Below are 9,792 nucleotides of genomic sequence, written 5' to 3'. Positions count from 1 at the left end.
CGGACCTGTCCGCGAAGGGGTCGGTACATTCAGCGCATCTCCATCGCTCGGACTATAGCTTTCGCGGACAGGTCCGCTCCCACGGGGTTTGGATCTAACCGATCATTAAGCAGCGCCTGATATTGAATGTGGGAGCGGACCTGTCCGCGAAGGGGTCGGTACATTCAGCGCATCTCCATCGCTCGGACTATAGCTTTCGCGGACAGGTCCGCTCCCACGGGGTTTGGATCTAACCGATCATTAAGCAGCGCCTGATATTGAATGTGGGAGCGGACTTGTCCGCGAAGGGGTCGGTACATTCAGCACATCTGTCTTGCCCGGGCAAGGGCTCCTCGAACACAGCCTCCTACAAAAATCAGCCGTCGGACCACCAAACGAATGTAAATAACGTGCAAAGGTCGCCCCGACCGCTTGTTCGTACCCGTCGCGCAGGGCTAAATGGCGCAACAATTTGAAACACCCCCACCGCTTTAACCCTTTGGCCCGCCTGTATTTGCCCGGTGCGGCCCTCTGCTCATCGGCGCGCGTTGACCTGCGATTGCCCAGCGTTACTGCGTTGCCTGTTCCACTCCTTGTTCCTGGTCCGTAGCCCATTGTCCACACAGAAGTATCCAATGACCCAGATTTCGGCAGCCCGCTCACGCAAGCGCCTTGTTTTATTCGCGCTCCTGATAGCCGCAGCCATTGGCGCTGTCTTTGTCTACCTCAAGCACAACTCGTCAGCCGCACCGGCGAACGAGGCGGGCAGCACCGCTGCGGCAAGTCCTGGTGGACGTCATGGCGGGCCGGGGATGACCGATCCCAATCTGGCGGTCAGCGTCGCTGTCGGTACGGCGGGCACCGCTGATGTGCCGGTCATCCAGCAGGCGCTGGGCACTGTCATTCCCAATTATTCGGTCACCGTGACCAGCCGCGTCGACGGCGAACTCATGGCGGTTTACTTCACCGAAGGCCAATACGTGAAGAAGGGCCAGTTGCTGGCGCAGATCGACCCGCGCGCCTATCAAGCCACCCTCGACCAATACCAGGGCGACATGGCGCAAAACCAGGCACTGCTCAAGAGCGCGCAACTGACCGTCGAACGCTACAAGCGTCTGTTCGCCAAAGACTCCATCGCCAAGCAGGACTTGGACACCCAAACTGCTACCGTCGGCCAATACGCCGGCGCCGTAAAGGCTGATCAGGGACAGATCGATGCGGCAAAACTCAACCTGATCTACGCCAAAATCGTTTCGCCCATCGACGGCTACGTCGGCCTGCGTCTGGTGGATCCCGGCAACATTGTGGCGTCCAGCAGCACCACCGGCATCGTCACTGTGACCCAGACTAACCCCATCGCCGTGACCTTCAGTTTGCCCCAGGCCCAGTTGGCCACGCTGCTGCCCAAGGTGCGCAAGGGTGAAGCGTTGAGCGTGCAGGCCCTCGATCAACTGGGTACGACGCCGCTGGCCAGTGGCACGCTGAAGTTCATCAGCAACGAAATCGACACCACCACCGGCAGCATCAAGCTCAAGGCGCAGTTCGATAACCCCGATGAGAAGCTTTACCCCAATCAGTTTGTGAACGTGAAGCTGACCACCGACACCCTGCGCAACGCCGTGTTGGTGCCGTCGGCTGCCGTACAACTGAGCAGCGACGGCGAGTTTCTGTACGTGGTCAAGGACGGCACGGTCAGTCGCCGTAGCGTCAAGGTCGGCCCGGTGATGGGCGAGCAGACGGTGATCACCCAGGGTGTGGACAAGGGCGATCAAGTCGTCACCCGTGGCATCGACCACTTGCGCGAAGGCAGCAAAGTCGAGATCGAAAAACCGGTCAGCACCGACGTCGCTGCGGACAAAGCCGCGAAGCCCGCTGCCGGCAACGTTACCCCATGAACCCATCACGGCTGTTTATCCAGCGCCCGGTCGCCACGATGCTGCTGATGATCGCGGTGCTACTGGCGGGCATTTTCGCGTATCGGCTGCTGTCCACCTCGGCGCTGCCGGAAGTCGACTACCCAACCATTCAGGTGAGTACGTTGTACCCCGGCGCCAGTTCCAGCGTGCTGGCCTCGGCGGTCACTTCGCCGCTGGAACGCCAGTTGGGGCAGATGTCGGGCCTGTCGCAGATGTATTCCACCAGTTCGGCCGGGGCGTCGGTGATCACCCTGAAATTCTCGCTGGACTTGTCTCTGGACGTCGCCGAGCAGGAAGTACAGGCCGCCATCAACGCCGCCGACAGCTTGCTGCCGACCGACCTGCCGAACCCGCCGACTTACAAAAAGGTCAACCCGGCCGACACTGCCGTGCTGACGCTCGCGGCCACGTCCGACAGCCTGCCACTGACCCGCGTGCAGGATCTGGTTAACACCCGTGTGGCGCTGAAGCTTTCGCAAATTTCCGGTGTGGGCATGGTCAGTCTCGCCGGCGGGCAGCAGCCGGCGGTGAAGATCGAGGTCAACCCCACCAGCCTCGCGGCCCACGGCCTGACCCTGGAAGACGTCTACGACAAGGTCAACGCCGCCAACGTCAACGGCTCCAAAGGCGGCTTCGACGGTCCGTCGCATTCCATCACCATCGATGCCAACGACCAGTTGCGTGACGCCGTGGAATACGGCGAGCTGGTGCTGGCCTATGAAAACGGCGCAGCCCTGCGGCTCAAGGATGTCGCGACCACTGCCGAAGCGCCCCAGGATCAATACCTGTCGGCCACGGCCAACGGCCAGCCGGCGATCGTCATTGCGGTGCAGCGTCAGCCCGGCGCCAACGTTATCGAAGTGGTCGACAGCATCAAGCAGAAACTGGTGACCCTGCAAACGGCGTTGCCCGATTCGGTCAAGCTCACGGTGATCAGCGACCGCACGCAAACCATCCGCGCCTCGATCAAAGACGTGCAGATCGAGCTGCTGCTGTCCATCGGGCTGGTGGTACTGGTGACCTTTGCGTTTCTCGGCAACTTCACCGCCACGTTGATTCCCAGCCTCGCTGTGCCGCTGTCGCTGGTGGGGACGTTCGGGGTGATGTATCTGGCGGGCTTCAGCATCAACAACCTGACGTTGATGGCGCTGACCGTTGCTACCGGCTTCGTCATCGATGACGCCATCGTTGTGGTGGAGAACATTTCCCGGCACCTGGAGGAGGGCGAAGACCCGATGACGGCGGCCTTCAAGGGCTCGCAGGAAATCGGTTTTACCATCATCTCCCTGACGTTCTCCTTGATCGCCGTGCTCATCCCGCTGCTGTTCATGGGCGACGTGGTGGGGCGGCTGTTCCGCGAGTTCGCCATTACCCTGGCGGTGGCGATTCTGGTGTCGATGGTGGTGTCCCTGACCCTGACGCCGATGCTCTGCGCGCACCTGTTGCGCCATGTGCCCGAAGGCGAGAAGGGGCGCTTCGCGGCTTGGGGCGATCGCCAATACCAGAAGGTGCTGAGCGGTTATGACCGCGGCCTGGTGTGGGTGCTGGATCACCAACGCCTGACGCTGCTGGTTGCGGTCGGCACTGTTGCGCTGACCGCTTTGTTGTATCTGGTGGTGCCCCAAGGCTTCTTCCCGACTCAGGACACCGGCTTGATCCAAGGTTTCACCCGCGCCTCCCAAGACGTGTCTTTCGGGGAAATGGCCCGCCGTCAGCAGTCCATGGTTGAAGTGGTTCGCCAGGACCCGGCGGTGCAATCGGTGTCGTCCACCATCGGCGTCGATGGCAACAACAGCTCGCTGAACAACGGCCGTTTGCAGATCGAACTCAAGCCGTTCGAGGACCGGGACGACACCGCGACCCAGGTCATCACGCGGTTGGAGAAATCTGCCGCCGCGGTGGCGGGTATCCAGTTGAATCTGGTGTCCTCCCAGGACCTCACCGTCGACGACCAACTGACCCCGAGTCAGTACCAGTTCACCCTGGACGATTCGGAAAGCGCCAACCTGTCAGCGCTGATCCCACGGCTGATGGAGAAGTTGCAGCACCGCCCGGAAATGCGCGACGTCATCGACAACCTGCAGGATCAGGGGCTGGTGGCTTATGTCGAGCTGGATCGAGCCGCGGCCATGCGCTACGGCATCAGCGCCTCAGACGTCGACACAGCGCTGTACAACGCCTTCGGCCAGCGCCTGATTTCGACCATCTTCACTCAGTCGAACCAGTACCGCGTGGTGTTGCAAGTGCCGGGTAAATTCCAGCAATCGCTGGCGGCGTTCGACAGTATTTATTTAGCGTCGACGACCAGCGCGACCAACGTGACCACCGCAACTACGGCCAGTAGCACCTCGTCGAACACGACTGCTGCGACTGCTACCACCACGCCCGCGCAAATGGTGCGCCTGACCGACATCGCCAAGGTCGGCCAGCGCACCGGTTCGCTGTCGCTCAGTCGTCTCGACCAATTCCCGGCCGTGACCCTGTCGTTCAACCTTGCCGACGGTTATTCCCTGGAGCAGGCGCAGCAAGCGATCACGCAAGTGATGACCGAGCTGGACGCGCCCACCAGCATCACCCTGCGTTACCAGGGCGCGGCCGAGGCTTTTCAGGCTGCGACCGGCAATACGCTGTGGTTGATTCTGGCGGCACTGGTCACGATGTACATCGTGCTGGGCATGCTTTACGAGAGCTTCATCCACCCGGTGACGATCCTGTCGACGCTGCCATCGGCAGCGATTGGCGCGTTGTTGGCGCTGCTGCTGACAGGGACCGAATTCAGCCTGATCGCGCTGATTGGGGTGGTGCTGTTGATCGGCATCGTGAAGAAGAACGCGATCATGATGATCGACTTCGCCCTGGAAGGTCGCCAGCAGCAGCGTCTTAACGCGCGAGATGCCATCCACCGCGCGGCGCTGCTGCGTTTGCGGCCGATTCTGATGACCACCTTGGCGGCCTTGTTTGGCGCCTTGCCGCTGATGCTTGCGACCGGTGCCGGAGCCGAATTGCGCCGGCCGCTAGGTCTGGTGATCGTCGGCGGACTGCTGCTCAGCCAGGTGCTGACGCTGTTCACCACGCCGGTGATCTACCTGATGTTTGATCGCCTGTCCGAGCGCGCCAAGGCACGGCTGAACCGGGGCAGGGCCCAGGGATGAACCTTTCACGGTTGTTCATCCGTCGTCCGGTGGCGACGTTGCTATTGAGCCTGAGCATTACCTTGGCCGGCATCCTCGGTTACGCGCTGCTGCCGGTGGCGCCACTTCCCCAGGTGGATTATCCGACCATCATGGTCAGTGCCTCGCTGCCCGGTGCCAGCCCCGAAACCATGGCCGCCACCGTGGCCACGCCACTGGAGCGCAGCCTCGGCCAGATCGCCGGCATCACCGAAATGACGTCCACCAGCAGTCAGGGATCGACCACGCTGATCCTGCAATTTGAACTGGATCGCGACATCAACGGCGCCGCCCGTGACGTGCAAGCAGCGATCAATGCCTCGCGCAGCTTGTTGCCCAGTTCCATGCCTTCGCTACCGACGTATCGCAAGGCCAACCCGTCCGAGGCCCCGGTGCTGATGCTGGCGCTGACTTCGTCCACCCGCAGCCCTGGCGAGCTGTACGACCTGGCCTACAGCAAGCTGCAGCAAAAAATCGCTCAGGTGAACGGTGTTGGTGAAGTCTCGGTGCGCGGCGGTGCGTTGCCTGCCGTGCGCATCGACGTTCAGCCCAACCTGTTGAACCACGCCGGCATCTCGCTTGAGACCGTGCGCACTGCGATCAACAACGCCACCAAGGCCAAGCCCAAAGGCATTTTGCAGGGCGACAGTCAGAGCTGGGTGATCGACGGCAACGACCAGATCGACAAGGCGGCCGACTATCGGGAACTGGTCATCACCTACCAGAACGGGGCCGCCGTGCGCCTGCGTGATGTGGCCAACGTCTACGACTCGGTGGAGGACATGTTCGTCGGCGGCTACTACAACGGTCAGCCCTCGGTGACGCTGGGCGTAACCCGCCAGGCTGGCGCCAATATGCTCAAGACCATCGACAGCATCAAGGCGCTGATCCCCGAGCTTGAGCGCGAGATCCCCGGTGACGTGCAATTGATCAGCGTCATCGACCGTGGCCCCACGGTGCGCTCGTCGCTGCAGGACACTGAAGAAACGTTGCTGATCGCCACCTTGCTGGTGATCGCCGTGGTCTTTGTGTTCCTGCGCAACGCGCGCGCCACTTTGATCCCTGCGGTGGTGCTGCCGGTGTCGCTGATCGGCACCTGCTCGATCATGTACCTGCTGGGCTACAGCCTCGACAACCTGTCGTTGATGGCGCTGATTATCTGCACCGGGTTCGTGGTGGACGACGCCATCGTGGTGTTGGAAAACATCGCCCGTTATCAGGAGCAAGGCATGCGTCCGCTGCGGGCGGCGCTGATGGGCACCCGGGAAGTGGGCTTCACCGTGCTGTCCATGACGCTGTCGCTGATTGCCGTGTTCATCCCGATTTTGCTGATGGGCGATATCGTCGGGCGGCTGTTTCGCGAGTTTGCGGTGACATTGAGCATCGCGCTCTGTTTGTCGATGCTGGTGTCGTTGAGTCTCACGCCAGTGCTGTGCGTCATGCTCCTGCGCCAACCCGCCCACGACGCCAAAGTGCCGCGCCTCTATCGATGGATCGAAATCGGCCTGGCGCGGATGCAGGCGGCGTATCTTGCTGCGCTGACGTGGGTAATGCGCCACCGCGTGCTGACGATGTTCAGCCTGTTGCTGACGGTGGGGTTTAACGTTTATTTGTATGCCACGGTTGCCAAGGGATTCTTCCCGGCCCAGGACACCGGCGTGCTGATGGGCGCTGTGCGTGCGGATCAGAGCATTTCGTTTCAGGCGCTCAAGCCTTATCTGATGCAGATTGCCCACGACCTGGCCGCCGACCCGGACGTGGAGGCAGTGATGTCGTCCACCGGCAGCGGCCGCGCGGGCTCGCGCAATACCGGTGATTTTTTCATTCGTCTCAAGGATTACAAACAGCGCACCAGCAGCGCGGCGGCGGTGGCCAATCGGCTGACCAAGGCCAACAACACGGTGGCGGGGATTCAGGTGTTTCTGATGCCGGCCGAAGACATTCGCGTGGGTGGCCGCAGTGCCAATGCCACCTATCAGTTCAGCCTGCAAGCCGATGATCTGGACCTGCTGCGGCTGTGGGCGCCGAAGGTAGAAACGGCGCTGCGGGCATTGCCGCAACTGACCGGCATCGACTCCGATTCCCAGACCGGGGGGCAGGAACTCAAGCTGCACATCGACCGCGCCGCTGCCAGCCGGTTGGGGGTGAGCGTCAGCGACATCGATAACTTGCTTAACAACGCCTACAGCCAGCGCCAGGTGGCGACGTTGTACAAAACCCTGAACCAGTACCATGTGGTCATGGGGCTGGACCCGGTTTATACCAGCGACGCCACCATGCTCGATCGCATGTACGTGATCAACGGCGACGGCCAGCAGGTGCCACTGACCGCGTTCGCCACGTTCAGCCCCGATAACGCGCCGCTGGCCGTGGCGCACCAGGGTCAGTCGGCGACCAGCACCATTGCATTCAATTTGCAGGACGGGGTGTCGCTGGATCAGGCAACGGTGGCCATCAACGCGGCGATCGATAAAGTCGGGCTGCCCCGGGACATTCAGTACGGTTTTGCCGGCACCGCCCAGGCCTACGCAGCGCTGGCGGCGAGCATGCCGTGGCTGATCGCCGCCGCGTTGCTGGCGGTGTATATCGTGCTGGGGGTGCTGTACGAGAGTTACATCCACCCGCTGACCATTCTTTCGACGCTGCCATCGGCGGGAGTCGGCGCGCTGTTGTTGCTCAAGGTGATGAACATGCAACTGACGGTCATCGCGCTGATTGGCATTTTGCTGTTGATCGGCATCGTCAAGAAGAACGCCATCATGATGATCGACTTCGCGCTGATGGCCGAGCGCGACCGCAAGCTGTCGCCCGAACAGGCGATCATCGAAGCCTGCCGCATGCGTTTTCGGCCGATCATGATGACCACACTGGCGGCATTCTTCGGCGCCTTGCCCTTGGCGCTGGGCAGCGGCGGCGATGCCGACCTGCGCAAACCGCTGGGCGTTGCCATTGCTGGCGGTCTGGTGCTGAGCCAACTGCTGACGCTTTTCACCACCCCCGTGGTGTACCTCTATCTCGACCGCCTGAGCCGAATCTCCCGGGATTTCTGGCACACGCGTATTCGCCGCACTCACATGCCCGGCGCACCGACAAGGTTTGAATAAATGAACACGTTATTGCCGTCTCGTCTGTGTCTCGCTGTGCTGTTGGCCAGCGGCCTTCTGGCTGGCTGCATGGTCGGTCCCGACTACCAGAAACCCGCTGCGCCCATTTCTGCCACGTTCAAGGAGGCCCAAGGCTGGAAGGCGGCGAACCCTCAAGACGAGCTGCCAAAAGGCCCGTGGTGGGAGCTTTATCAGGACCGGCAATTGAATGCGCTGGCGAGCCAGGTGCAGCTCAATAACCAGAACGTCGCCGTGTACGCCGCGCAATACGCGCAGGCTCTGGCGTTGGTGCGGCAGTCTCGCGCCGAAGAGTTTCCGATCTTGAGTGGCACGGGGTCGAGCACCCGCAGCGAAACCGGCACCGGGTCTTCTTCCGGCAGTACTGGTGGCGGAGGGGTGAGCAGGCAGCACTCGGCGTCGCTGGACCTGAGCTGGGAAGCCGACATATGGGGCAAGCTGCGGCGCACCAATGAGCAGGACCGCGCCAGCGCCCAGGCCAGCGCCGCCGATTTGGCCAACGCCACCCTGAGCGCGCAATCGTCCCTGGCACAGAATTATTTCCAGCTGCGCCTGCTCGATCAGCGCATCGCCCTGTACCGCGAGACCATTGCCGGCTATGAGCGATATCTGCAAATCATCCAGAACAAGTACGACGAGCAGATTTCGTCGCGGGCGGATCTGGCCACCGGCAAGACCCAACTGCAGAGCGCTCAGGCCTCGATGCTCGACCTGCAATGGCAGCGCGCGCAGTACGAGCACGCCATTGCCTTGCTGATGGGTAAACCGCCGGCTGATTTCGCGCTGGCGGCGGACCCGGCCTGGCAGTATCACGTGCCCAACGTGCCGCTGGGTGTGCCCAGTCGTCTGCTGGAACGTCGCCCGGATATCGCCGCCGCCGAACGGCAAATGGCGTCTGCCAACGCGGCGGTCGGCGTGGCGACGGCAGCGTATTATCCGGACCTGACCCTGAGCGCCAGTGGAGGCTATCAGGGTTCTACCATCAGCAACCTGTTCTCACTGCCTAACCGCTTCTGGTCCATCGGCCCGAGCCTGACCGGCACGATCCTCGATTTCGGGGCGACCAAGGCCGCTGTAGAACAGTCCCGTCATGCCTACGACGCCACGGTCGCGACCTATCGCCAGACCGTATTGACCGGGTTGGGCGAGGTCGAGGATTATCTGGTGGAGTTGCGCACCCTGGAGCCAGAGCTGGTAGCGAGGCGGAACTCTGCGCTGTCGGCAGAAGATTCAGCGTCGGTGAGTCGCGATCAGTATGAAGCTGGCGTCATCGACTACCTCGACGTCGCCACCACCCAGGCCACCAGCCTGAACGAACGCCAGACCCTGCTCAGCTTGGTCGCCACGCAACTGATCACCAGCGTTCAGCTGCAAGCGGCGCTGGGCGGGTCGTGGGTGGGGGAGGAGTGAGACTCACCACTTGACGGACTCTGCGGCAGGCTTGAATTTCGGCTGCTTCGCCAATGAAGAGTGGGAGCGGACCTGTCCGCGAATGCTGTTCATCAGGTGAGCTGGATGTGTCGGATGTACCGGCCTATTCGCGGACAGGTCCGCTCCCACGGGTTTTACGTCAGACCCTAAGTTCGCCTGCGCCGACAATCCAGG

The 9,792-nt window shown here is 62.0% G+C and carries 4 protein-coding genes; all 4 read left to right on the top strand.

Annotated elements, in window-relative coordinates; translation table 11 throughout:
- Window positions 1–614 precede the first annotated feature (614 nt).
- The 4 genes from ACWKWM_RS07395 to ACWKWM_RS07380 are packed head-to-tail and all read left to right on the top strand — an operon-like array spanning window position 615 to window position 9,597.
- Window positions 615–1,874 carry an MdtA/MuxA family multidrug efflux RND transporter periplasmic adaptor subunit gene (locus tag ACWKWM_RS07395; protein WP_483845513.1) on the top strand — a complete coding sequence of 420 codons (1,260 nt, stop codon included), beginning with the start codon at window positions 615–617 and terminating at the stop codon, window positions 1,872–1,874.
- A complete protein-coding gene (locus ACWKWM_RS07390) occupies window positions 1,871–5,047 on the top strand; it encodes an efflux RND transporter permease subunit (RefSeq protein WP_483845512.1) in 3,177 nt (1,058 codons plus the stop codon). Before ACWKWM_RS07395 ends, ACWKWM_RS07390 begins: the two co-directional genes overlap by 4 nt.
- Window positions 5,044–8,169, top strand: a complete 3,126-nt coding sequence (locus ACWKWM_RS07385; protein ID WP_483845511.1) for an efflux RND transporter permease subunit — start codon at window positions 5,044–5,046, stop codon at window positions 8,167–8,169. Before ACWKWM_RS07390 ends, ACWKWM_RS07385 begins: the two co-directional genes overlap by 4 nt.
- A complete protein-coding gene (locus ACWKWM_RS07380) occupies window positions 8,170–9,597 on the top strand; it encodes an efflux transporter outer membrane subunit (RefSeq protein ID WP_483845510.1) in 1,428 nt (475 codons plus the stop codon). It abuts the gene before it with no gap.
- Window positions 9,598–9,792: the final 195 nt, after the last annotated feature.

It is taken from the genome of Pseudomonas rosaeacicularis (genome assembly GCF_057128745.1).
This window is presented reverse-complemented; position numbering and strand designations above follow the sequence as displayed.

Excerpts from the sequence above, each read along its gene's own strand:
- ACWKWM_RS07395 (WP_483845513.1), top strand. The coding sequence starts at position 615 with ATGACCCAGATTTCGGCAGCCCGCTCACGCAAGCGCCTTGTTTTATTC.
- ACWKWM_RS07390 (WP_483845512.1), top strand. The coding sequence starts at position 1,871 with ATGAACCCATCACGGCTGTTTATCCAGCGCCCGGTCGCCACGATGCTG.
- ACWKWM_RS07385 (WP_483845511.1), top strand. The coding sequence starts at position 5,044 with ATGAACCTTTCACGGTTGTTCATCCGTCGTCCGGTGGCGACGTTGCTA.
- ACWKWM_RS07380 (WP_483845510.1), top strand. The coding sequence starts at position 8,170 with ATGAACACGTTATTGCCGTCTCGTCTGTGTCTCGCTGTGCTGTTGGCC.